At 50.3% G+C, this 24204-nt stretch carries 18 protein-coding genes; 11 read left to right on the top strand and 7 right to left on the bottom strand.

Going from position 1 to position 24204, the window contains the following annotated elements:
- Positions 1–308 precede the first annotated feature (308 nt).
- From NG795_RS19650 to NG795_RS19615, 8 genes are all read left to right on the top strand, one after another.
- On the top strand, positions 309–677 hold the full coding sequence (locus tag NG795_RS19650) for a response regulator (protein WP_254564736.1): 369 nt from the start codon (positions 309–311) through the stop codon (positions 675–677).
- 105 nt (positions 678–782) lie between these two features.
- A complete protein-coding gene (locus NG795_RS19645) occupies positions 783–3017 on the top strand; it encodes a chemotaxis protein CheA (protein ID WP_367290342.1) in 2235 nt (744 codons plus the stop codon).
- Positions 3018–3040: 23 nt separating this feature from the next.
- Positions 3041–3514 (top strand): chemotaxis protein CheW, encoded by a 474-nt coding sequence (locus tag NG795_RS19640; RefSeq protein ID WP_367290341.1) that lies wholly within the window; start codon positions 3041–3043, stop codon positions 3512–3514.
- 100 nt (positions 3515–3614) lie between these two features.
- Positions 3615–5711, top strand: coding sequence for a methyl-accepting chemotaxis protein (locus NG795_RS19635; RefSeq protein WP_367290340.1), 2097 nt, complete (start codon positions 3615–3617; stop codon positions 5709–5711).
- Between the two features lie 236 nt (positions 5712–5947).
- A complete protein-coding gene (locus tag NG795_RS19630; protein ID WP_367290339.1) occupies positions 5948–9280 on the top strand; it encodes a HEAT repeat domain-containing protein in 3333 nt (1110 codons plus the stop codon).
- A 500-nt stretch (positions 9281–9780) separates the two neighbouring features.
- On the top strand, positions 9781–10671 hold the full coding sequence (locus tag NG795_RS19625) for a CheR family methyltransferase (protein ID WP_367290338.1): 891 nt from the start codon (positions 9781–9783) through the stop codon (positions 10669–10671).
- Between the two features lie 140 nt (positions 10672–10811).
- A complete protein-coding gene (locus tag NG795_RS19620) occupies positions 10812–11858 on the top strand; it encodes a protein-glutamate methylesterase/protein-glutamine glutaminase (RefSeq protein WP_367290337.1) in 1047 nt (348 codons plus the stop codon).
- Between the two features lie 300 nt (positions 11859–12158).
- A complete protein-coding gene (locus tag NG795_RS19615) occupies positions 12159–12788 on the top strand; it encodes a chemotaxis protein CheC (RefSeq protein ID WP_367290336.1) in 630 nt (209 codons plus the stop codon).
- Positions 12789–13033: 245 nt separating this feature from the next.
- On the opposite strand, the gene NG795_RS19610 is transcribed toward NG795_RS19615, so the two are convergent.
- The 3 genes from NG795_RS19610 to NG795_RS19600 all read right to left on the bottom strand — a co-directional run bounded on the left by NG795_RS19610 (position 13034) and on the right by NG795_RS19600 (position 15484).
- Positions 13034–13528 (bottom strand): helix-turn-helix domain-containing protein, encoded by a 495-nt coding sequence (locus NG795_RS19610; protein ID WP_367290335.1) that lies wholly within the window; start codon positions 13526–13528, stop codon positions 13034–13036.
- Between the two features lie 707 nt (positions 13529–14235).
- On the bottom strand, positions 14236–14790 hold the full coding sequence (locus NG795_RS19605) for a DUF1997 domain-containing protein (protein WP_367290334.1): 555 nt from the start codon (positions 14788–14790) through the stop codon (positions 14236–14238).
- Between the two features lie 103 nt (positions 14791–14893).
- Positions 14894–15484 carry a DUF1997 domain-containing protein gene (locus tag NG795_RS19600; RefSeq protein ID WP_367290333.1) on the bottom strand — a complete coding sequence of 197 codons (591 nt, stop codon included), beginning with the start codon at positions 15482–15484 and terminating at the stop codon, positions 14894–14896.
- A gap of 338 nt (positions 15485–15822) precedes the next feature.
- On the opposite strand from NG795_RS19600, the gene pheA reads away from it, so the two are divergent.
- From pheA to NG795_RS19585, 3 genes are all read left to right on the top strand, one after another.
- Positions 15823–16671 carry a prephenate dehydratase gene (pheA, locus tag NG795_RS19595; RefSeq protein ID WP_367290332.1) on the top strand — a complete coding sequence of 283 codons (849 nt, stop codon included), beginning with the start codon at positions 15823–15825 and terminating at the stop codon, positions 16669–16671.
- Between the two features lie 354 nt (positions 16672–17025).
- On the top strand, positions 17026–17175 hold the full coding sequence (locus NG795_RS19590) for a hypothetical protein (RefSeq protein ID WP_367290331.1): 150 nt from the start codon (positions 17026–17028) through the stop codon (positions 17173–17175).
- A gap of 32 nt (positions 17176–17207) precedes the next feature.
- Positions 17208–18596, top strand: coding sequence for a hypothetical protein (locus NG795_RS19585; RefSeq protein ID WP_367290330.1), 1389 nt, complete (start codon positions 17208–17210; stop codon positions 18594–18596).
- 81 nt (positions 18597–18677) lie between these two features.
- Here NG795_RS19585 and NG795_RS19580 read toward each other — a convergent pair whose 3' ends face one another.
- The 4 genes from NG795_RS19580 to fusA all read right to left on the bottom strand — a co-directional run bounded on the left by NG795_RS19580 (position 18678) and on the right by fusA (position 23655).
- Complete coding sequence (locus NG795_RS19580) at positions 18678–19322, bottom strand: LON peptidase substrate-binding domain-containing protein (RefSeq protein WP_367290329.1); 645 nt, start codon at positions 19320–19322, stop codon at positions 18678–18680.
- A gap of 372 nt (positions 19323–19694) precedes the next feature.
- A complete protein-coding gene (gene rpsJ, locus NG795_RS19575) occupies positions 19695–20012 on the bottom strand; it encodes a 30S ribosomal protein S10 (protein WP_015150337.1) in 318 nt (105 codons plus the stop codon).
- A 212-nt stretch (positions 20013–20224) separates the two neighbouring features.
- Entirely contained in the window at positions 20225–21475 is a 1251-nt protein-coding gene (gene tuf, locus NG795_RS19570; protein ID WP_367290328.1) for an elongation factor Tu, read from the bottom strand.
- A gap of 104 nt (positions 21476–21579) precedes the next feature.
- A complete protein-coding gene (fusA, locus tag NG795_RS19565; protein ID WP_367290327.1) occupies positions 21580–23655 on the bottom strand; it encodes an elongation factor G in 2076 nt (691 codons plus the stop codon).
- Positions 23656–24204 lie beyond the last annotated feature (549 nt).

Raw genomic sequence — 24204 nt, 5'->3', positions numbered from 1 at the left:
CCCCCCATTTGGAAAAGAACATGAGAAAATAGTTAAAGGGTTGGCCCAAGGTCAATTGGGCGCGGTCATTGGCTAGAGTCTCATGGGTTGCTGCCGGAATATTCTACAAATTTTATAAATTTCTAGGAGTGCTATTTGGCTATAAGTTTCAAATAAATCCTCAAGAAAGAAGGCTTAGGCATTCCCGAGCGGGACAATGAAGTCTCGAATTATCAAGCGGAACTGCTCACCATTTTCATTTTATAATAAGGGATAAGAATCACCCTTTTTAGGTTTGACAACAGCATCCATTTAAGGAGGAAGAAACGATGAAACGGATTTTAGTTGTGGATGATTCCGCTACGATGAGAAAAATGGTAATCGCATCCCTGCGAGATTTAACCAACGTGACCTTTCAAGAAGCAGGGAATGGACTAGAAGCGATCGAACAACTAGCGGTTGCTCCCTTCGATTTAATGATTTTAGATTTGAATATGCCGGATATGCATGGGTTGGAAGTGCTGAGATTCGTCCTGGGGCATCCCAGCTATAATGCAACACCCATTGTAATTTTAACCACTAAAGGGGATGAAGGCAGTCGGAGTGAAGCCATCCAAGCGGGAGCAGCCTGTTATTTAACCAAACCCTTTGAACCTCGCTCCCTTTCAAGTCAAGTTCATGATTTGCTAACTCATTAAATCATCTCTCCCATCGCTCCCCTCTCCCCCATCTTGATGGCGGGTTCCCATCTAAAATGTAATTAACCACTTGAGTACAAAGATATAAAAGAGAGAAAAACCCTCGTGTCCACCCACCCAGACCCTAAAAATTTTTTTAAAGATTTCTTAGAAGACTACTTTGCTGAATGCGAAGACCACTTAACCGTAGTGCGGCGAGAGTTATTGGAGATCGAGCCGTTTGTGGGGAAAGCTGGAATTGAGCGGAGTGTTTTGAACGAACTGTTTCGGAGCTTTCATTCCCTCAAAGGATTATCCGGCATGGTGGGAGTCAAAGAAGCCGAGGAACTTGCCCATGAGATGGAGAGCTACTTGCGGGTGCTGCGAGACCAGGAAGTTATCCTGAGTCCTGAAGGATTTGATGCCTTGTTGGGAGGGACCAAAGGGCTAGAGCAAACCATCGCCGCCCATCGCCATGAAAAGCCCTCTCCGGATATTAGCCAGATCGTGGCCGCCTTAAAGGCTGTCACTCCCCAAACGGAAAAAGCCGGTGCAGTGGAACAATCCGCCCCCGTAGCCGCCCTGCAACTCAAAGCCGAAGACATCACCCGTTTGCAGCGGGCCACAGAGACCCCCGGGGTTCAAGCTTGGCACTTTATTTTTACCCCCACGCAGCAACTCTCCACTAATGGCATCAACGTCAACAAAATCCGCGATCGCCTCCAAAGTCTGGGCGAATTAATTTATGCCGCACCTCGGATGACCCCAGAGGGAAAAATCGCCTTTGACTTTCTCCTGGTCAATGCTCTGAACCCCAACACCTTTATCGGCTGGGAAAATGACGGACTCACCTGGGCTCCCTATCTCGCCTCGGAAAAAAACCCTCACCCTGAGGCAGAATCCCCCAACCCCACGATACCCCAGTCCCCAGAAACCGCTCCTCTCAATGAGCCTGATCCGGTTTCCCCTGGGCCCGGGCAACCCACCCCGATTTCTCCTCCCATCGCCGCCCCATTAATTTCCCAAAGCTCCAACGTGGTGCGAGTAGACCTCCCCAAACTCGATGAACTGATGCGAATCATGGGCGATTTAGTCATCACCCGATCGCGACTGTCCAATCAGCTCACCCACCTCCAAGAACAACTCCCGGTCAATCACCTGCGCCCCCTGGTCGAAATCAACCAAATCCTAGAACGCCAACTCCGGGACCTCCGAGAAGGGGTGATGCGAGTTCGCTTAGTCCCCATCGGGGAAATCTTTGCCCGGATGCAATTTGTGGTGCGCGACCTGGTGCGGGAAACCCCCAAACAGGTCCAAGTTGAACTCAGCGGCCAAGAAACGGAAATCGATAAATTTGTCGTCGAGCGGATGATGGACCCCCTGTTGCACCTGGTCCGAAATGCTGTCAGTCATGGCTTAGAAACCATCGAAGAGCGACTTCAAGCGGGCAAACCCACCACCGGAAAAATCGCCCTGCGCGCCAAAACCTGTGGAGAAATGGTGATCATCGAAGTTGAAGATGATGGCCGAGGCATTCATTCGCCCCAAATCCTCCAAAAAGCCTCATCCCAGAACCTCTTACCCCAGCGTCCCCATCCCCATCTGAACCCTCAACCAGAGGACCCCACCACCCTGCTCGAAATTCTGTGCACCCCTGGCTTTTCCACCCGAGAAGTCGCCGATTTAGCCAGTGGTCGGGGAGTGGGGATGGCGATCGTTAAAAATACCCTCCAGGAACTAGGGGGCACCCTGACCCTGGAAACCCACACCGGGCAAGGAACCAAATTTATCATTGAACTCCCCCTCACCTTGGCGATCGCCGATGTCCTGCTGCTCTCCCTGGGCCCAGAAACCTACGCCATCAGTGCCAGCTCTGTGCGCGAGGCGATCGCCCTGCCAGCGGAGGCCATCACCGTCTTTGAACAAACCCTGATGATTCCCTACCGAGGGAAAATCATTCCCCTGCTGCGCCTAGAATCCCTCTTTAACTTAATCCCCACAGAATCCACCCCCGGCGAGCCCCCTGTGCCGCCGGACTCCACTGCCTCTGCCCCCACCCCATCCTCACCCCACTCGGCCCTGTTCACCGGAATACCCCAGCAACACGCCCCTTCTTACACTCGGGCGATCGCCTCGAACTGGCGAGTCGTCATCGTCAGTAGCGGACCCAATACCGTCGGCATAGCCGTCGATCGCATCATCGGACAACGGGAAATCGTCGTGCGCCCCCTCAATGACCCCCTCGTTCAAGTCCTCGGCATTTCTGGAGCCACCGAAATCGGCGATGGTCGAGTCATCCTCATTCTCGATGCCCCCGCCCTTATGAGAGCCCATCATCCCCAACCCCACCGCACCTCCTAACCTCTACCCCCCCCATCAAAGCCATGACCAACCCACCCAACCCCAACTCCACCTTTATCTTCTTTGAACTAGCCCACACCACCTACGCCATCCCCTCCCCCATCGTCCAGCAAATGGAAATGATTGACCACATTACCCCAGTGCCCAAAACCCAGCCTTTCGTTGAAGGCGTCGTCTTTTCGCGCGGACAAGTCATTCCCGTGGTCAACTTGCGGGTCAAATTTGGACTCGAAAAAATTCCCTATAACTGCAGCACCCGCTTAATAGTCATTCACATCAATCAGCGCACCATTGGTTTAATCGTCGATACCGCCCGGGAATTCGTCTGCGTACCCCCGGAGTCCATCCAACCCCCCCCAGAAGAAATGCCGGGGTGGACCAGCCGTTACCTCTCAGGAATTGCCACCCTAAAAGACCGCGTAATTCTCCTGCTCAACATTGACCAACTCTTAAACCACTCACCATCAATCGAACCCTTAACCCCCCACCCCATCTAACCCCCTCCTTTTTGTTAATCCCCCTGACCGTTCATCCACCGTAAACCCCCTCTTCTGAGGGACTCAGACAATTGATCCTCAACCCATCCCCTAAAAAATCATGGCTAAAAAAGACCCTAAAATTAACCCCAAAACCAAAACTAAACCCAGCAAAATCTTCCATAAATCGGACCTGAGCAAAATTCAGTCATCCTCCGTACAGATGACCGAATCCGCCCATGAAATTTCGCGGATTGCCGAGGATGTCTCCACCGGAGCCATCAAACAAATTCGCTCCCTGGATGAAAGCACCGTTGCCCTCAACCAAATGGTCACCTCTTTGCAACAAACCGCCACCCTCGCCAGTACCGTGGCCACCAATAGCGAAGAACTCGTCTCCTTTGTCAACGAAATGGCCGCCTCCATCGAGCAAGTCACCGCCAGCACCGTCAGTCTTGCCACGGAAATCTCCGAAATCTCCACCAATATCCAGGAAACCGCCAGTTCCATCAAAAGTGTCAGCGCCACCACCGAAGAAATGGCCACCTCCAGCACCCAACTCACCAGTTCAATGGGAGAAATGGCCGCCTCCATCAAAAGCGTCAGTCGCGATACCGATGAGCTCGCCTCCGCCATCAATCAAACCGCCGCCTCCATTGAACAAATCACCAGTTCCATCTCCGGCGTCGCCCTGAATGCCGACGACCTCAATACCGCCGCCTCCCAAACCACCTCCGCAATGGATGAAATGGCCGCCTCCATTGAACAAGTCTCCGCCACCTCAGAAAACCTCGCCGCAATGGTCGAGCAAGTCTCCGTCTCCATAGAAGAAATGGCCCGCTCCGTCCAAGGAGTCGCCCTCAACAGCAAAGAAATCACCGACGCCGCCACCAGTGCCGCCACCAGCGCCGAACAGCTCGATCGCTCCATCCGCAACGTCTCCTCTCTCACCCAACAAACCAACCAAATCACCCGCAAAGTCGCCGCTGATGCCACCGTCGGCGGGGCCACCGTCCAAAAAACCATCGCCGGACTCAACCTGGTGCGCGCCTCAATGGTCAAATCCGCCTCCGCCATCCGCGAAACCGGCAAACGCACCGACGAAATCAGCACCATCGTTGATACCATCAACCTCATCGCCGAACGCACCAACCTCCTCTCCCTCAATGCCTCCATCGAAGCCGCTAGAGCCGGAGAAGCCGGACGGGGATTCGCCGTCGTTGCTGAAGAAATTCGCGCCCTGGCCGATCGCGCCGCCACCGCCACCTCCGAAATCGGCACCATCATCAAAAGCCTCCAAACCGTCGTCGGTGAAGCCGTCAACACCTCCAACGAAGGCTTAAAAGTCGCCGATGATAGCGGACGTCTCGCCGAAGATGGCGTCAATGCCCTCAAACAAATCCTCAGCGGCATTGAAGAAACCGCCCAACTCGTCGCCCAAATTACCCGCGCCTCGGAAGAACAACTCGGGGCCGGACTTGCCGTCGTCACCGCCATCGATACCACCGCCAGTCAAGCCAAACAAGTCGCCTTCGCCACCGCCGAACAATCCGAAACCGCTCAAAACATCGTCACCGCCGCCGGACAAATGCGGAAAATCGCCATGGAAGTCACCAAAGCCATGAGCGAACAAGCCCGGGGTGCCCGAGATGTCATGAAAGCCGCCCAAAATACCTCCCTACTCACCAGCCAAATTCGCAAAGCCACCGCCGAACAAGCCAAAGGAGCCAATCAAATCGTCCAAGCCGTCGAAGCCATGCGCCGTGCCGCTACCAGCACCTCTCGCGCCCTGGCCCAACAGTCCACCGCCGGAGAACAAGTCTCTCAAGAATCCGCCCGTCTGGCCCGCTTGATTTCTAATATTTCCCGAGGAATGGTGGAACAAGGCAGTGCCAGCGATTTCATTGCCACCGCAGTCCAAAATCTGCAACAGCAATCCGAGCAAGTCGCCCGCGCCATGACTGAACAATCCCGCGCTATCCGAGAAATGACTCAGACCTTAAAGACCATCTCTTCCCAGATTGAATCTATGGTTCATGCTAATCAAGAGCATTCCTCAGTCTCGGAAACCCTTCTGAGGGCATTCCAACAACTGCGGGAAATTGCCGAATGGAACGCTCGCGGGGTCAAAGAAACCCAACGGGCCACATCCTCCTTAGTAGAACGAGCCATTAATTTAAGCGCGATCGCCGATTCCATCAACGGAACCGCAAGATGAAGAACATCGGCGGAGGGTCTGATGTTTGATGTCGTTGGTCTGATGTCTTATGTTCTTAATCAAAGAACCAACAACCCGTGACCCACAACCCGTGACCCGTGACCGTCCTTTTGTCCTTTTTTATCAATCAAAGAACCCCCAACATAAAACATCAGACCAACCCCCAAAAACCAACGACCCACCCCATCAGACCCCCGACCAACAACCAAGGACCAACAACCAAGGACATAAGACCCATGACCATTAGCATTTTTACAACGGACACCAATCTGATTGTGCGGACCTGGGACCCCCGTCTAGCGCAGATGACGGGACTCAGTGGAGAAACCGCCGTCGGACTCCATTTAACCACCTTGGCTCCCGACTTCTTATCCCGGGGATTTGCCACTCGGTTTGAGCGGGTGCTCAGTGAAGGAGTCGTGGAAACCCTGGCCCCGGCATTACACCACTACCTCATCCCCTGTCCTCCCTTAGTCCCCTCCAAATATTTCGAGTATATGCAGCAGCGGGTGACCATTGGTCCCCTGCGGGACAAAGAGCGCGTGGTCGGGACCATCGTCACCATTGAAGATGTCACCCCTCGCCTAGAGCAGGAACGAGAACAAGAAAGAAGACTCACGCGACCTTCGGCCCTAAGAGATTCCCCCCCAGAAGCCTCACCGTCGGAAGAATCCCCAGACTGGCGATCGGATGACGGCACTTACTCGGGACCTCTACATCCCATCTTGCAAGCCTTACAGGATAAAAATTGGCAAGTGCGACGGGAAGCAGTCGATCGCCTCTCCATCGATAGCGACCCCAACCTCACTTCGGAACTATTACAACTCCTGCGAAACGAACATCGCAATCCCGGGGTCCTCAATGGCGTCCTTCAGGTCTTAGCCGCCTCGGATGTGGATATGATCCCGGCCTTAGTGGAATGTCTCAAAGATGAAGACCCGGACTTACGCATTTATGCCGCCCTCGCCCTGGGAGAACGGGCGGACCCTAGAGCCGTTCTCCCTCTAATTGCAGCCTTAGGGGATATCAATGCCAATGTCCGTTATCACGCCATTGATGCCTTGGGTCAGTTACGCTCCCAAGAAGCCGTGGAACCCCTCGTGGCGATCGCTGAATCCAATGATTTCTTCCTCGCCTTCCCGGCCCTGGATGCCCTGATGCGGATTTGCGACACCGCCATCGCCCCCCGTCTGCTCCCCCTGCTCAAAAATACCCTGAGTTGGCGGGTCCGTCGTGAAGCCGTGGATAACTTGGCCCAACAAAATGACCCAGCGATCGCCATCGAACTCCTGCGAATGTTGCGCGAACAACACCGCAACCCCAACGTCCTCAACAGCGTTCTCCAAATCCTCGTCCTCAGCGATGTAGACCCCATTCCCTCCCTCGTGGAATGCCTCAAAGATGAAGACCCAGACCTGCGAATTTATACCGCCCTCGCCCTAGGAGAACGTCACGATGCCCGGGCCATTCCCGCCCTCATCGAAGTCCTCAACGACCCAGATACCAACGTCATTTATCACGCCATCGAAGCCCTGGGGCGGTTGCGCGCCGTAGATGCCGTCGAACCCTTATTGGCCCTCGCGGAATCTTATGATTTCTTCCTCGCCTTTCCCGCCATCGATGCCCTGACTCGCATCGGCGATCGCACCATTGCCCCCAGACTCGCCCTGCTCTTGGAGCATAACGAACTCCTCGGCCCCCAAGTCGCCGATGCCCTCGGTCAACTGGGGGATGCCGATGTCGTTAAGCCCCTAGCTCTCTTATTAAACCAACCCCACCAGCCCATCAAAGAAATTGCCGTAGCCATCAACGCCATTTACCACCGCTATCAAACCCTCTTTGGGGAAGGCATTCACGTCGCCGACCTCACCCGCGCCCACATCTCCCCCCAGGGCCAAAATCATCTCATCCTCGCCTTAAAAGGGGCCAACCCCCCAGAACTATCCGCCCTAGCCCAGATTTTGGGTTGGTTAGAAGGTCCCGCCATTGCCGAAACCCTGGCCGAACTGCTGTCTGAACCGTCCGTGCGGGAGATAGTCCTAGAAGCATTAGTCCGCCACGGTCCTTCAGCCGCCGAACTGCTGATTGCCCAACTGGATGCCGAGGATTTGGACACTCGCTCCTGCGCCATCGTCGCCCTCGGCAGAATTGGCAGCCAGAAAGCGGTTCCGGCATTAATGGCTCAGTTGCTCCATACCGAATCCGAATTGGTGATGATTACCACCAATGCCCTAGCGCAAATCGGCGATCGCTCCTCCTATGAAGCCCTGATTGGGTTATTGGGTCATCACGAAGTTTCCGTTCGCCTCGGGGCCATCGCCGCCCTCAACTCCCTCGGCCATCCCGCCATGCCGGAACGAGTCTTGACCCTGATTAAAGACGAGAATCCTTATGTCCGAGAATCCGCCATTAAAATAGCCGGATATTTTGCCTATCCCAACTGCATCGACCTCTTATTTCAACTCTGCCAGGACCCAGAAGAACGAGTGCGGCGCGCGGCCATCGAGCATCTGCCTTATTTAGAGCAAGAAGAACGGGCCTTGGGAGTGCTCCAACAAGCCCTCCGTCAAGACACCCCCACAGTCCGGGCTGCCGCAGCTCGGGCTTGCGGGGAAATTGAACATCTCGCCGCTTATGAATATTTGTTGGAAGCACTCGCCGACGAAGATTCTTGGGTTCGATACTATGCCGTATCCGCCACCTCTAAGCTCACCCATACCCAGAGAGAGGGGGAAGAATCCCGGCGATCGGCCATCAGTCAGACCCCTGATTTGTTTGAGATTCTCCAAAATTTAGCCTTGCACGACCCGGCTTTTCCCGTGCGGGCTTCAGCCACCGAGGCTTTGGGTTATTGGGGTTCAGACAAAGCCGTGCCGATTTTAGCTGCGATCGCCGAAGAAGACGGGCAGGATGAGGATTTGGTCCGGGCCGCCTTACGCGCCTTGGGGCGGATTGAGCATCCCAGCGCCCTCGCGCCCCTCTTAAATGCCTTGAATTCGCCCCAGGCAGAACGGCGTCTGGATGCCTTGCAAGCTTTTAAAGAGCGCGGTGGCACAGAAGCCGGAGTTGCACTGCAATGGTTGGGGGCCGCCGACCCAGAGACCCGGGTGGTCACAGCGGCGATCGACTCCCTCGCGCGCATGGGGACACCCTCCGCTGTGGCCTCACTGCTGGATTTGACCGTGGACCCGACCTGCCGGGATACCTGCATTCAAACCTTAGCCACCCGTGGCGGGACCCATCAGAGCAACCGCCTCAAGCATTCCCGAGAGCATTCCGGGATTGTTTCCATTGAGGCTTATATTGAGGCGATCGGTCGGGGTCTACGCCATGTCCATCCTGCTGTCCGCACCGCCGTAGTGGAAATTCTCACCCGCTTGAAGCATCCAGAGGCATCTGAATTGTTGATTTTGGCTCTGGATGATAGTGATCCTCATGTCCGCCTTGCCGCAGTTACCGCCCTGGGGCATCTCGGCAACCATGCCTGTGAGGATAAGTTAGTGATTTTGGCCCGGACTGATTCGGATACTACGGTTCGTCGCGCTGCCCGTAAGGTTCTGCAAAGCTGATGGGTCACTGGTCATTGGTCACTGGTCGTTGGTCACTGGTCATTGGTTCCTGGATTAAGAACAAATAACAAAGGACAAATAACAAATAACAAAGAACCGTCATTGGCCATTGGTTTTTCCAATCTCGGGGCAATTTTCGGCTTAGCCGGGGGTAGGTTCTTGCAGGGAAAACCATCGGGTGTCTTGACAAAAGAGCTACTCCTGATCCTAAATTCGGTACTGATAGGTCTGTAAAAACCCGCACTCTAAAGTGCAGTTTCGTTATAGAAAAGCTCAGGGGTTTGTGAAATTAGCCGGCCTACGCTGGGTTCTTATACGAAAACCGACTTGAGACAACCGGATTTGGTATGAGTCCGAAGTGTTTGGGCCTATTCGGGGTTTCTGCTCTGTTTGATCTCATTCCCCCCTGAAAGCTTTCGATCGTTTTCGATATACAGCAATTAATGAAAGTCCGGGATGTTGCGTCTCATGAAAGATTTGTCTATTTTTATATTCTAGCCATGAGATTTTTTCCACAGCCTTTACAGTTGACGGATAGTGTTTTTACTATTCTGCGAGATTTAATTCATGAACGGGCGGGTTTATTCTATGAAAATGACAAGCGAGAAATTTTAGCAGACAAGCTGACGCCTCGCGTGATTGATTGCGGGTTGAATTCATTTTTAGATTATTACTATCTGCTAAAATACGATGCGAGCGCCACGGCTGAGTGGAAGGCTGTTATTGATGTTCTTTCAGTACAGGAAACTTTTTTTTGGAGAGAAAGCGATGCATTAACGGCTCTCGTTGAGGTGTTGTTACCCCAATATTTGGCGGAGCGTCGAGGGACTTTTACCCCGGGGGGGTCCTACTCGTTTTCTTCCAAACCCCTGCGGATTTGGAGTGCTGCTTGTGCGACGGGAGAAGAACCTCTCTCGATTGTGATGGCATTGGAGCAAGGGGGATGGTTTGAACGCTTACCGATTGAATTGTATGCATCGGATGCTGCTAATGGGGCGATCGCTAAAGCTCGAACGGGGGTTTATCGAGAGCGGTCTTTTCGCAACTTCCCGGAGTCCCTCCAAGAGAAATACTTTACCAAATCAGAATTCGGTTGGCAAGTCTGTTCGTCTGTGCACAAACGCATTCAATGGAATGTTGCCAATTTAATGAATCAGTCAGAAATTGAACGGTTCAGTCAAGCGGATATCATTTTTTGCCGGAATGTATTTATTTACTTTTCTCCGGATTCTATTCGGAAAACTGTTGATTATTTTTACCAGAGGATGCCCAATCGCGCTTATTTATTTTTAGGGGCTTCTGAATCCCTGCTGAAACTGAATAGCGATTTCGATTTGCGAGAAATTGGCGGTGCTTTTGTTTATGTAAAGGAGAAAGCGAGTAAAGGTTAGGGTCTGGACCGGCTCGATATTTTGTTAACTATCCTTTAAATTAAAAAGAAGTAAATTGGATAATTTCTATTTTTAAGATAAAAAAGGATGAAATCAAGTCCAATTCATTAACGTCAAGAGTTTAATCAATGGGGAGCGATATGAAGAAAGTTGTACGAGTGTTGGTAGTGGATGATTCAGCTTATGTCCGCAAGGTGGTCAAGCAAATGTTATCCCGTTCTCCATTTCTTGAAGTGGTGGGAACGGCCCGAGACGGAGTGGAAGCATTGGAGGCGATCGAAACTTTGAACCCGGATGTGGTTACTTTAGACTTGATCATGCCCGAAATGGACGGGGTAGAATTTTTGCAAAAACAAATGGCTCGTCGTCCGCTTCCCGTGGTGATTATTAGTATTGCCAGTGAAGGGGGTGAACAGGTACTCGCGGCACTGGATGCTGGGGCTGTTGACTTTTTGCAAAAGCCGACGGCGTTGGCGAATGAAAAGATTTTTGAGATCAGCAATGAGTTGATTGAAAAGGTGAAAGCGGCTGCCAATGTTCCCTTGAATCGTCTGCCGGTGATCTCGGAACGTCCGATTCAATTGAGTAAGGTGATGCCTTCCTCCCCTTCATCTGGGGTGGTGGACCTCGTGGCGATCGGGATTTCTACCGGGGGACCCCAGGCCCTGGCTTTTTTAGTCGGTCAGTTACCGGCGGATTTACCAGTGCCTGTGGCGATCGTGTTACATATGCCTGTGGGTTATACCTCCATGTATGCAAAACGACTGAATGAGATGTCGTTGATGAAGGTTGTAGAAGCCTCGGAAGGGGCATTGCTCGAACCCGGGGTTGTGTTCATCGCCGCTGCCGGACGGCATTTAACGTTTGTTCGCCACAGTGATGGCACAGTGAGGACGCACCTGGATGCTCGCCCCTTCGATACCCTCCATCGTCCGTCGGTGGATGTGATGTTTCAATCCGCCGCAGAGGTGTTTGGCGATCGCGTTTTGGGGGTGGTGATGACGGGGATGGGTTCCGATGGCACTCAGGGTGCGGCTTGGATTAAATCTCGCGGTGGATCCATTTTTACCGAAGCGGAGGAAAGCTGTATCGTCTACGGAATGCCGCGATCGGTCGTCGAAGCGGGCTTAAGTGACCGCTCTTTAACCTTAGATTGCATGGCACAGGCGATTCTTGACCGGCTGTAATCCCCACCGGGGTTGTTTCTTGTGAGGGCAAGGAAACGCCCCAGATGGGTTGGCTATGGTTAGGTTTCGGGTTTAAGAGAAAAACAGTTTACTCTGGTTTCTCTCAAATTTCTTTCTTGGCGTCTTTCTTCGCGATCGGTGGCTAGGAAGTTTCAATTGCTCCGTTTAGGGCCGCTCATTTCAGGGTTGAGAATTTTGGGTTTAGGGCAGTAATACCCCCGCAGTTTTCCAGGGAAGATTCCCCTTAACTGTTTTGGATACTAGCCTGATTCAATTTAATTAGCAACATAGAGGTGAACAATGCTACTGACTGAAACACAAAAAAATGGATTAACCGAATTTACCCAAATGGCCTTAGCCCGACGGACAGCTGCCTCTCTTTCGGAACTCATTGGTTTCCCGGTCGTGGTCCATGTCTCTAATGTTTCCCTTCATACACTCAGTGGATTAGGTCCTGAATTTTCGGAAATTTTACCGAACCAAGTTGCAACAATTCATCAGTTATTTACGGGTTCTATCACCGGTGATGCTCTGTTATTGGTGGATTATTACTATGCTTTGATGTTGTCTAATCTATTCAGAAAAAATTTGGAAATACTCCCTCATCGCCTTGATGCGTCAGATTGTGAGATTCTCACTGAAATCGGAAATGTTGTTTTAAATGCCTATTTAGGGATGTTAAGCAAAATGCTTCAACGACAACTTTCGTTTTCTATTCCGTCCTTCGATATTGAACACCTCCTTTCCCTGACGGAATCTCTCACCCTCAGCAAGAATGAGTTTCGTTACGCTCTCGTGGTTGATATTTTATTACAATTTCATGATAAATCTGTACCCACTCATCTGGTATTTGTGTCCGGGGTTGTCTCTATTTCTTGCTTAATTAAGGCCATTGAAACTTGGGCTTCTATAGCGGTTCCTTGTTCTTAATGTGCAGGCAACCCCTATCCCTTGTTTGTAGTTTTTATAGGTCAGAATCAGGTAAAGAAATAACGCATTAAATGGCGACTTTATCTCGGTGTCATTGGTTTGATTCGACTGAAAAACTTCCCCTAAATAACTAGAATAGTTAACTAGAATAGTTTGGAATAAACTAAGCGAGCTATTTCGTGATTTCTTTGAGTGAAAAACACGAAATAACTCGCTAGTCGATTTATCGGCTGATTTCATTCAATTCAAGTCGATGAGCTAAGTTGCAACGCTGAAACCCGCGAAGGTCTTCTCGACCTGGACCGCCTGTTCAACTTAAATTTTCCTTTGAATTTATAGCGAACGGCTCGATAAACTACATGATAATCTACATCGACTCCACAGGCTTCTTTCAACCAAGATTGAATTTCTCCATAGCTTTTAAACCCTTCTTCGCTTTGAATTCTTAATTGCAGTTTTTCTAGGGCCTCTGGGGGAATGGTAATCGGTCTCCCAGCGGGTTTATAAACTTTGAGTAATCCGTCTAACCCTTCCTGTTTGTACTTCTGAAACCAGCGATAGAGGGTTGAGGTATCTCTCGATAGCAGTCTTGAAAGGGATTCTAAGGTGGTGACTTTACCGGATTTTAGCAAGTACAAAGCGTGTAGTCTTTCTTTTTTTTGAGCGTTCGCCTCTTTTTTGAACCGAGTTTTGAGTTCATCCGCTGGTTCTTTGATATCTAACTTGAGAGTGTTCGCCATTTTACAATCGCTCTAATTAAAATAACTCCAGCTTAATTTTGGCGGGATTAACACAAACCAGGAACTCGCCCTCACTGCTGTAAAAACAGTCTCCGGCATCCTCGCGGTTGCGATCGCCTTGAATCGTTCATGACGCATCGGGTTCGGGTTAATTCCCCATCCGGTTGACCTAGGGTACTCTCTACTCAATGGGTCAGACACGGGTCGATCACGAAGGGGTAGGGACCCAGGTATCTTTTCCTGAGCCCATTTTTGGATTAAAATCAAATGCTACCCATATCTTATTCTCGACAGCCCGATGAGTCAATGGCAATCTGTCGCCACAATCGCATTACCCGGGTCTGGCTATTTAGCTTGTTCTCATAGAAGTTTCCCCCCACCTGGGGTAACGCAGGTGAGGTTCTGCCCGTTAAACTAGGCTTGATCCGGTGAGTCTTCTGTGCGCGGTGCGATCGCCAACCCTGCAACCAGATTAACCTCTTTCTGGATTTTATCTCTTAAAAAATGATTAAATTTGTAGCACTAGCCCATCCTCTGGCTCATTGAGGACCTAGTAGGGACAATCCCGCCGGAATTGCCCCTACAGACTTTCTCTTCTGCCTGAAGCGTGGGGACAGGAATCTGACCATAAAGCAACCCCTTCTGTCCGGGAAACTTGGTTTCTGGTCCCAACTCTCAACTCCTGTCCCAACCTCCTGGGTCCTGATCTATGCTGCCACCAGTTCTTGACCTTGCTCGGCGGTTGCCCAAGTTTTGTAATCTAATAATAACTGCTGCATTAATCCTTGCTTCATTTTCAGCAGGACATTTCCGAGTAAATTATTCCCCGTACTTTGAATCATGGATTTCGGCATCATCGAAAACGGTGGGGGTAGGTAAATGGTTAATCCTAACTCTGCATCCCCTCCTAAATAAGTCTTCCCTTGATGGCGATAGGCTTCCATTGTCCCACTCAGTTCTAATTGGAAGTGTTCGTTAATGGTTTCAATCCCCCGCAAATTACAGCCTACGGATTCTAAACAAATCGTGCCTTCCCCATCCGCCCAAACCTTGAGGTCTACGGTGGGTTCAATTTTTAAAGTAAAGAAGTTTAAGGGGCGCATTGTCAGCCGGTAGCAATTGCTACTTAACTGTTCGATGCAGCTTGGATCTGCGATCGCCCTAACAATCCGTTCAGGGGACTGCAAATACCTCTCAATCTCTACAGGTTGCTGTGGAACAGCCAGATCAACCGATTGTGTGGCAACAAACTGATAGTACATGGGAGGAGACTCTATTAATATTTGTTAAGCGGGTTTCATAAACCTTACATTAGTTTAAACTTATTGGCAATATTTTCTTTGTACCCTAGGACGGAACCTGCCCTTATGCCGGGGGTGTATTCGGCGAGAGCACCTGACTCCCCACTGCCAACTCCGACTCGGTGGCATCCGATGCCCAATGACGATAATCCAGCAACAACTGGTGCATCAACCGTTGCTTAATCGTTAACAAGACACTCTTAAGCAATCCATTCCCCGTAGTTTCCAATAAAGATTTTGGGGCCATCCACAACGGCGGTGGCAAATCTACCTCTACCACTAAATCTGCTTTTCCCTTCAAATAAGTCACCCCCCCTTCTTCCACTGGGGAGAGTTTCCCAACCAGATCCAGGCAAAAGCGGCGATCAATATATTCAATCCCTCGGATTTCACTCCCCACGGAAACCAAATGAACAGTCCCATCCGGTTTTGCCCAGACTCTCAGATCCACCGTCGGTTGAATCCGCAGCATCAGAAACTCTAAGGGACGCATTTTTAATCTAAACCGCTCTTTCCCGATTTGTTCGGTGCGAGTCGGATCCACAAGCGCCCGAATCAACCGTTGCGGTTGGCGCAGGTAATGTTGAATCGGAACAGGTTGGATGGGAACAGGTATGGACACCGACTGAGATGCGACAAACCGGATATTATGCATGGGGGTTAAACTCAGGGTGAGGTTTATTAATCACTACGCTATCAAAATTTATATTTTTTAACAATCTGTAAACTTTGGCAGATCAGGCTTTATTCTGGGCCATTTGGTGATTAAATACGGGAAATGACCAAGGCGCTAGTAGAATAACCGCTTTAACTTGCCGTTAATCTTACTTTATTTCTGAGAAAATCCGTAAAAAACTTAACCGATTGGGATAATCTCACCGCTGAAAGTTTGACCGGCGCACCCACATCAATCAACCCAACTGTTTGGAGTTTTCTGGTGTTCGCCCTTTTGCTATGTTTCAAAAAGAACCGAGTTAACTGAGGAAATCTGCGATGACTGTATCCATTGCCTATTTAGGGCCTCCAGGCACCTATTCCGAAGCGGCAGCGATCGCTTATGTGGACCAGTTGCAGCAAGATACGGGGGAGGAATGTCTGTTGTGTCCCTATCCCAGTATCTCCCAAACGTTACGCGCTGTTGCCCGATCGCAGGCTCAACGGGCAGTGGTACCCGTGGAAAATTCCCTGGAAGGCAGTGTGCCGATGACCCTAGATGCCATCTGGCAGTTAGATAGTCTGCAAATTCAGCGGGCCCTGGTGTTGCCAATCTCCCATGCGCTGATTTCCCCCGTCCAAGAGTTGTCAGCGATTAAAACAGTGTATTCTCATCCCCAAGCGTTAGCTCAATGTCAAGGATGGTTGGAACAGTTTCTCCCTACAGTGCAGTTAATTCCGACGAATTCTACCACGGAGGCGGTGCAACAGTTAGAGGGCGATCGCTTCGCTGCGGCGATTTCTTCTCAACGCGCTGCTGAACTTTACGATCTCCCCATCATCGCTTTTCCGATTAACGATCGCCCGGATAACTGCACTCGGTTTTGGGTGGTGAGTTTACAACCCTCTCCCGGGGGGGCTTATACCTCTTTGGGCTTTAGCGTCCCGGCGAATCTTCCCGGTGCACTGTCTCAACCTCTCCAAGTCTTTGCCAGTCGGGGGATTAATTTAAGTCGAATTGAATCTCGCCCCACTAAGCGATCGCTTGGGGAATATTTGTTTTTTCTGGATTTAGAATGCGATTCTCGAAAAGCCTCGGTGGAATCAGCGTTCCAGGAATTACGTTCCCACACGGAGACTCTGAAAATTTTCGGCAGTTACGATTTTGTCGCAATTAAGTCGGATTAGGGGATGCTGGATTGCGGTTGGTGAGGTTAGGATATGAAGCATCTATCTCAAATGCCAAACTGAGGGATTTCCAACAAATAAATCATATAAACGTTCGTAGTGACTCCTTGATGGAGTCATCTTTAAAGAAACCCCGTCAAGGGGGGACGTTGAACTTTTTGCGGTTTTTATTTTTTGAAGTTCCCTGAAGGCAGTTCACCACAATTACAAACCCCGATGGGGTCAAAAAAAAAAGACCCCGCTCGGAGCATTTGAGCGAGGTTTGTGGGTGGTGTGAGAAGTGAACGTAATTGTTCTCTATAAAAATAGTAGTCAGCGGATGTGACAGTTTGATGGCGATCGCATGACGAAGTTATGTCATTTGATTCAGAAGCGATCGCCATTGGGGATGTAACCCTTCTGCTGCTGTCTATCGGTGCAACCCATCCAGTTCAGGGTCCGACCCCCAAATGTAGCGATGGGGATAATTTGATGAATTTATTCTACCTTACTTTACCCCTTTGAGAAGCTGGGGGATTTCAGCTTTACCTGAATTTATGTATCCAACGTCTCAAGGCATTCCCGCATTACCGGATCTAACTCATCCTGATGAATTGATACAGTTTGGCGATCGCATTCTGAGTCTCTCCCTGGGTTTAGGAATTTTTTTAGTGGTTTTCGGATTGGCGATCGCCGCCATCAAATGGACTTACCGACAACCAGAACCCCCCTTCCCTCTCCTAGAAGATTGGGTGGGCAGTTATTTGGTCTTGCTCCAAAAGTTACCCCATTTTATCTTAATTCTGGCCTTTTTAATCGGGGGATTCTTTTTATCTTCAACCTTAGCCAATCGCTACCATCACTGGGAACAATCCCGAGTTCAAGATATAGCCACGAGCGTTTCGGGGGAACTACTGGAACAACCTTCTCCTCGGATTCGCTATGTGATTGAAGAACCCTATAAATACAGCAATTGGATTAATGGGCAGTTAGTTGAAATTGAGGATACCCGAGAAGTTAACCGTTTCCTCGCCCTCTCCGGTTCAGAAATTGCTGTCACCCTTAACCAATCGACGGATGTTAGCAATAACAAAGCCATTTATCTGGCTGAGTTTGAAGGGGAATACGAAGTGATTAACTCCTTGAGAGAACCTCGGACTTTTTTCTTTGAAATTCCTCCCCCTTCTGGTTATTCCTTGCTCCAAAACTTTAAAGTGGAGCGGGATGGGGAGCGAATGCTCCAGATTAATCCGGGAGATTATGGCTTTCCGTTTGCGTTACAACCCGGGGAAGAAACTCGCTTTCGGGTGACTTACAAGGCTCAAGGAGGACCGCGCTGGGTTTACAATTCTCAAGGCGAATCTCTCTCTAATTTTCGTCTAACGGCATTGGCAAATTTTCCCAAGGCGGATTTTGCCAGTGGGATTATCCCCACGGCACGGAATCAGGAACGTTCGGGGACCCGCTTTACTTGGGTGTTTGAAGATAATGTTTCGGTTCGCAATCCTTTTGGGGTATTTACGGCAACGGAGACGGTCCGCAAGACGGGGGTGCTACCTCGGTTGCTGTTGTTGGCACCGGGGGTATTTTTGTGGTGGATTGTCCTGCTGTATTTATCTGTCCCGATGCGTCTGATTGATGTCTGTCTGGCTGGGGGTTTATTTTTTGCCGGACTGTTGAGTTTGACTTATTTTAGTCGGGTGATGGATGTGACTCTCGCTTGGCTGTTGCTTTCTCCCATCCTGTTGGTGTTGGTATGGGGCTTGGGAAATCAGAAGCGGGCTTCGTTAGCGGCATTGATTTGTACGATCGCCGGTGCGGTTCTGCCAATCTGGGGATTAATTGGCAGTTATACGGGTTTAACTTTGAGTGTTGCTGGATTGCTGTCCGTGGTGTGGCTGGCCCTTCGCCATTGGTATGGAGGAGTGGGACGGTTGAGATTTTAGGAACTTAGAAACTTAGAAATAGGGAGATGTTGGATTTTAGAGGCGATCGCTGATCTAAAATCCAATATCCAAAGGCGCGGTTCACTCATTCAGGGTGTCTTTGAGGACGGTGCGTGCAGCGAGATGAGATCGGGTGGAGGTGAGAATTTCCGATTCTCTTTCCAGTCGGGCTCGGGTATCTAACATTTCGAGAAGGGATTGCTGTTCGGCAGCGACGCCATAGAGGTTACTGGCGACCCAATAGGAGAGTTCTACCGGGAGCTCGGGGATGTCGTCGGGGAGTTCGATGGTTTGATCCATGAGTTTGCCGGAAAGACGGACGACATCTCGTAAGAGGCGATCGACTTCACTGGCGAGGGGTCGGAGGTCTTCCTCGGGGGGTTGATCTTCGAGCCATTCGACTAAACCGACGAGATAGGGTTTTTCTCGGACATATTCTAGGACTCGAAATCTCTGCTGGCCGAGGGTGAGCATTTTCATCCGGTCATCGGGGAGCCGGACATATTGCAGAATTTCCGCACAGCAACCGATGGAGCTGGGTTGACCTTTGACGGGATCCCACATGAGTACCCCAAATCTGCGATCGCTCTCCAGAATTGTGTTCATCATAATTCGGTAGCGAAACTCGAAAATATGCAGGGGTAGGGGTCTGCCTGGAAAGAGCACGACTTCGGGTAAGGGAAACAGGGGGAGTTCTCGAACGGCGATCGAGGAGGAGGATTGCATTATGCCTCAGTCTCAAAAGTAACTTCGCTTTTATCTTAACTGATAGGTTTGAAGTGAAGATTACGCCACCAGGAGCGCAGCTGTCCTGGCTGACGGATGAGTGAGGATTTTTTGATAATTTTTGGATTTAAAAGGTTGACTTTTTTTATAAACTATGTTATAGGATGTGAAAATTTAAGGTTTTTTTTAAGGGGAATTATAGTTTTTAATGAATTGAGGGGCGATCGCTTTTAGGTTCAGTCTCCGGTTGAATTTTTAAAAAAGGAGAATTCTGAGTTCTCCTTTTTTAAAGGATAAATAAAACAATCCGTTGCATTGCCAGAAGCGAGGCGCTGGATTTATGCAGACGGAGCGATCGGCTGAGGAAGACCTTTAGAGTTTGACTTCAATATCCACACCGGCAGGCAAATCGAGTTTCATCAGCGCATCAATCGTTTTAGAAGATGGTTGATAGATATCGATAATCCGGCGGTGGGTACGGGTTTCAAAATGCTCCCGAGAATCTTTATCCACGTGGGGAGAACGCAGTAAACAGTAAATACGTCGGTTCGTCGGTAAAGGAATGGGGCCGACGGCTGTGGCGTTGGTCCGATTCGCTGTATCTACGATTTTTTCGCAGGAAGTATCGAGCAATCTGCGATCGAAAGCTTTTAGACGAATCCGAATTTTTTGCTGTTGTAAGGTAGCCATTGATTTTTAGTTGTCTAGGTTCGGTTAATAAATGGGTTATTGGTCATTTGTCATTTGTCGTTTGTTGTTTGACCAATGACTAAGGACCAATGACCGATGATAAGTGACAGACACAAGCAGAGCAGAAAAGCTCCTCAAGTTGGGATAGCTTTTCTGCTCTACCGTCAATCAGCACGCTTCTGCCTTAAAAGGTCGGAGCGTCCTCAGCCGGTTTACTTCTTGGCTGCTGCTGGTTGGTCGAGGATTTTAGAGACCACACCCGCGCCGACGGTCCGTCCGCCTTCACGGATGGCGAAGCGCATCCCTTGTTCAATGGCGATCGGGTTAATCAACTCAACCGTCATCTTGATCCGGTCTCCAGGCATCACCATTTCCACTTCATCCCCTTCATCGGAGGTGAACGCTTTAATGGTTCCGGTAACGTCGGTCGTCCGAACATAGAACTGAGGACGATAGCCGGAGAAGAACGGCGTATGACGGCCCCCTTCTTCCTTCTTGAGAATATACACTTCAGATTCAAACTGAGTGTGAGGAGTAATCGAACCGGGTTTAGCAATCACCATCCCACGCTCGATATCTGCCTTTTGGATACCCCGGAGCAGCACCCCGACGTTATCTCCAGCCAGACCTTCTTCGAGGATTTTTTGGAACATTTCCACCCCAGTCACCGTGGTGCTGCGAGTGTTTTTGATTCCAACCAATTCCACGGTTTCGCCGACTTTGACCTTGCCCCGTTCGATCCGACCCGTGGCAACAGTTCCCCGACCCGTAATCGAGAAGACGTCTTCTACAGCCATCAAGAAGGGCTTATCGATCGCCCGTTCCGGAGTCGGAATGTAAGCATCCACTTCGTCCATTAAGGCGTAGATTTTATCAACCCACTCATTGTCCCCTTTCTTGATACCGGGGGTTTTGGTCAAGGCTTCGAGCGCCAACAGACCGGAACCCGAGACAATCGGAATATCATCACCGGGGAAATCGTAGGAACTCAGGAGTTCGCGAACTTCTAATTCCACGAGTTCGAGGAGTTCTTCATCATCAACTTGGTCTTGTTTGTTCAAGAAGACGACGATATTCGGAACCCCCACCTGTTTTGCCAACAGAATGTGTTCCCGGGTCTGAGGCATAGGGCCATCAGCAGCGGACACCACCAGGATAGCGCCATCCATCTGGGCAGCTCCGGTGATCATGTTTTTCACATAGTCAGCGTGACCCGGGCAGTCAACGTGGGCATAGTGACGATCAGTGGTTTCGTATTCCACGTGAGCGGTGTTAATCGTGATCCCCCGTTGTTTTTCTTCGGGAGCAGCATCGATTTCATCGTACTTTCTCGCTTTGGCTTGACCCAGAGCAGCAAGAGTCAGAGTGATTGCTGCGGTCAGGGTCGTTTTACCGTGGTCAACGTGACCGATCGTACCGATGTTAACGTGGGGTTTATTCCGTTCAAACTTTGCGCGTGCCATGTCTTCTCTAATTCCTTTCTCAATCGTTCATTGTTCATTGTTCATTGTTCATTGTTCATTGGGAAAAAGCAATGAACAATGAACCGTGAACAAATGAACTACTATTATGCGTTCCCTTTACTCTTGGCGATGATGGGTTCAGCCACGTTGCGAGGCACCTCTTCATAGCGGCTAAACTCCATCGTAAAGATACCTCGGCCTTGGGTTTTAGACCGGATATCCGTGGCATAGCCAAACATTTCTGCTAATGGAACTTTAGCAGTCACCTTGGCAATTCCTTGCTCGGAGCCCATTCCTTCGATTTGGCCCCGGCGGGAATTGAGGTCGCCCATGACGTCCCCGAGATAGTTCTCGGGAACTTCTACCTCAACCTTCATCATAGGCTCTAACAGAACGGGTGACGCTTTCATCACCCCTTCTTTAATTGCCATAGAGCCAGCAATTTTAAAGGCCATTTCCGAGGAGTCAACATCGTGGTAGGAACCATCTACCAACGTGGCCTTGATGTCAATCATGGGGTAGCCCGCTAAAATCCCAGATTCGCAGGCTTCTTTCATCCCTTGTTCTGCGGGGGAAATGTACTCTTTCGGTACGGTTCCGCCCACAATTTTCGAGACAAACTCAAATCCCGTACCTGGATCACCCGGTTCGATTTGGATGACGACGTGACCGTACTGACCTTTACCACCGCTTTGGCGAATAAATTTGCCTTCAGCTTTGACGGCTTTCCGAATCGTTTCTCGGTAGGCCACTTGGGGTGCACCCACGTTCGCTTCTACCTTAAACTCACGCAACATCCGATCCACCAGAATTTCGAGGTGAAGTTCACCCATCCCGGCAATCACGGTTTGATTGGTTTCGGAATCGATGCTCACCCGGAATGTGGGGTCTTCTTGGGACAAGGATTGCAGTGCTTTCGACAGCTTCTCCATGTCTTGCTTGGTCTTGGGTTCCACCGCCACGGAGATCACGGGTTCAGGAATGAACAGGGATTCCAGAATCACCGGACTATCCGGGGTACAGATGGTATCGCCGGTGAAGGTATCTTTCAAACCGACAGCGGCACCTAGGTCCCCAGCTCGCAGTTCATCGACTTCAATCCGCTCGTCGGCTTTCATGACAATCAAGCGGGAAATCCGTTCTTTCTTATCCTTGGTGGAGTTGAGAACGTAACTGCCTTTTTCCAGAACGCCGGAATAGACCCGAATAAAGGTCAGACGTCCATAAGGATCGGCCATGATTTTGAAGGCTAATGCCGAGAGGGGAGCCTTGTCATCGGCACTGCGAGTGATTTCTTCCCCATTGGGCAAGGTTCCCTGAATCGGAGGCACGTCAATGGGAGCGGGTAGATAATCTACCACGGCATCCAATAAGAGCTGTACCCCTTTGTTCTTAAAGGCCGAACCGCACATGGTGGGGACGATCTTACCGCTAATGGTTCCTTGGCGTAATGCTTTGACAATTTCTTCCTGGGTGAATTCTTCACCTTCGAGGTATTTTTCGGTCAAAACATCACTCATATCTGCCACGGCTTCAACGAGCTTGGTGCGATATTTTTGAGCCAGTTCCATCATGTCATCGGGAATATCGGTCTCTTGGATATCGGTACCCGTATCATTGGTGTAGATCCGAGCCTTCATCCCTACCAAGTCGATGATGCCAGAGAATTGGTCTTCGCTGCCGATCGGGAGTTGGATCGCCACGGCGTTAGTCCGCATCCGATCGCAAATCTGATCATAGACCTTATAGAAGTTCGCCCCAGTGCGGTCCATCTTGTTGATAAACGCGATGCGCGGCACTTTATAGCGATCGGCTTGACGCCACACGGTTTCGGATTGCGGTTGAACACCACCCACGGAACAGAAGACGGCAATCACGCCGTCGAGTACACGCATGGAGCGCTCCACTTCAATGGTGAAGTCAACGTGACCGGGGGTGTCAATAATGTTGATCTGGTTGTCTTTCCAACTGGTGGTGATGGCAGCAGCCGTGATGGTAATGCCCCGCTCTCGCTCTTGCTCCATCCAGTCTGTCACGGTGTTGCCATCATGCACCTCACCGATTTTGTGAACCACACCGGAATAAAACAGAATCCGCTCCGTCGTTGTGGTCTTGCCCGCATCGATGTGGGCGGCGATTCCTATGTTTCGCACTTTCTCAAGCGGGACAGTACGTGCCACAGCTACCTCCTTGTTTGTGTTGCCGCAATTATCTTTGAATGATGCGTTAAACGCACTTTGGTGTTGGTGCTTTTCCAAGCCTCCGGCACAATCCTCGATTTTACTTCGGAGACGCTCGGCGGTTTTCCTCTTTAGACGCTTGGCAATTCTATTTCCTAGACCCTTGCCGATCGCGCTTGGAATGTCGCGATCCAATTTAAGTCAGTCTAGGGTTGAATGGGGTTTTTTGACCCGCCGTTTGCTTAAACGGGCTCACGTCCTTAAACCGATTTACCTTCCCGAGAAGACAACACCTAAAAATTCTCCTCGGGTTGCGAAGTCACTCGCTGTTATTTTTTTAAGGAGTTTGACTTCTGCTTTTTGCCACTTTTCCTAGAACTCTAGCAAAGGGGTCAATTCTACATGACAGAAGGAATCCACGGTCTTTGAAGTCAACCCGAATGAGCCATACTCCTGTGGATTTTCCCCGGTCCTGTTACATTTTAATATTTTTTGCAAAATTTGTTTACATAGAACACCTTTTTTTTCCGCAATGGGTCTGATTCCGAT

The organism is Laspinema palackyanum D2c, from assembly GCF_025370875.1.
GTDB classification, from domain to species: domain Bacteria; phylum Cyanobacteriota; class Cyanobacteriia; order Cyanobacteriales; family Laspinemataceae; genus Laspinema; species Laspinema palackyanum.
Note: the sequence above shows the minus strand (reverse complement) of the source record. Positions and strands in the feature narration are given on the sequence as shown.

Excerpts from the sequence above, each read along its gene's own strand:
- NG795_RS19650 (WP_254564736.1), top strand. The coding sequence starts at position 309 with ATGAAACGGATTTTAGTTGTGGATGATTCCGCTACGATGAGAAAAATG.
- NG795_RS19640 (WP_367290341.1), top strand. The coding sequence starts at position 3,041 with ATGACCAACCCACCCAACCCCAACTCCACCTTTATCTTCTTTGAACTA.
- NG795_RS19635 (WP_367290340.1), top strand. The coding sequence starts at position 3,615 with ATGGCTAAAAAAGACCCTAAAATTAACCCCAAAACCAAAACTAAACCC.
- NG795_RS19630 (WP_367290339.1), top strand. The coding sequence starts at position 5,948 with ATGACCATTAGCATTTTTACAACGGACACCAATCTGATTGTGCGGACC.
- NG795_RS19625 (WP_367290338.1), top strand. The coding sequence starts at position 9,781 with ATGAGATTTTTTCCACAGCCTTTACAGTTGACGGATAGTGTTTTTACT.
- NG795_RS19620 (WP_367290337.1), top strand. The coding sequence starts at position 10,812 with ATGAAGAAAGTTGTACGAGTGTTGGTAGTGGATGATTCAGCTTATGTC.
- NG795_RS19615 (WP_367290336.1), top strand. The coding sequence starts at position 12,159 with ATGCTACTGACTGAAACACAAAAAAATGGATTAACCGAATTTACCCAA.
- NG795_RS19610 (WP_367290335.1), bottom strand. The coding sequence starts at position 13,528 with ATGGCGAACACTCTCAAGTTAGATATCAAAGAACCAGCGGATGAACTC.
- NG795_RS19605 (WP_367290334.1), bottom strand. The coding sequence starts at position 14,790 with ATGTACTATCAGTTTGTTGCCACACAATCGGTTGATCTGGCTGTTCCA.
- NG795_RS19600 (WP_367290333.1), bottom strand. The coding sequence starts at position 15,484 with ATGCATAATATCCGGTTTGTCGCATCTCAGTCGGTGTCCATACCTGTT.
- pheA (WP_367290332.1), top strand. The coding sequence starts at position 15,823 with ATGACTGTATCCATTGCCTATTTAGGGCCTCCAGGCACCTATTCCGAA.
- NG795_RS19590 (WP_367290331.1), top strand. The coding sequence starts at position 17,026 with ATGTCATTTGATTCAGAAGCGATCGCCATTGGGGATGTAACCCTTCTG.
- NG795_RS19585 (WP_367290330.1), top strand. The coding sequence starts at position 17,208 with ATGTATCCAACGTCTCAAGGCATTCCCGCATTACCGGATCTAACTCAT.
- NG795_RS19580 (WP_367290329.1), bottom strand. The coding sequence starts at position 19,322 with ATGCAATCCTCCTCCTCGATCGCCGTTCGAGAACTCCCCCTGTTTCCC.
- rpsJ (WP_015150337.1), bottom strand. The coding sequence starts at position 20,012 with ATGGCTACCTTACAACAGCAAAAAATTCGGATTCGTCTAAAAGCTTTC.
- tuf (WP_367290328.1), bottom strand. The coding sequence starts at position 21,475 with ATGGCACGCGCAAAGTTTGAACGGAATAAACCCCACGTTAACATCGGT.